Below are 260 nucleotides of genomic sequence, written 5' to 3' on the forward strand. Positions count from 1 at the left end.
GTACAGGCCTATCGTGGAGATCCGCTCGCGCAGGCCCGCCTCGCCGAGATCCAGCAGGGCCTGCGGGGTGTTGGCGATCGGGAACAGTTTGCGGGTGGCCTTGTTGACGCTGACGTCGGTGGCCTGGGCCGAGAGCAGCACGGCGATCAGCAGCTCGAAGGCGGTGCTGTATTCGAGCTCGGTCTTGGGCTCGGGGTTGAGCTCGCGCAGGCGGCGGAAGAACTCGAAGCGCGCCGCCGGCGCCATGGGCCGGCTCGGCG

1 pseudogene is annotated in these 260 nt (G+C 69.6%); it reads right to left on the reverse strand.

Annotation, left to right across the window (positions count from 1 at the left end):
• Nucleotides 1–246 (reverse strand): annotated as a pseudogene (locus FLQ44_RS03155) (endonuclease III); the annotation flags it as partial.
• Between the last annotated feature and the right edge of the window lie 14 nt (nt 247–260).

This window comes from Vogesella mureinivorans, from assembly GCF_007644035.1.
Taxonomy (GTDB): domain Bacteria; phylum Pseudomonadota; class Gammaproteobacteria; order Burkholderiales; family Chromobacteriaceae; genus Vogesella; species Vogesella mureinivorans.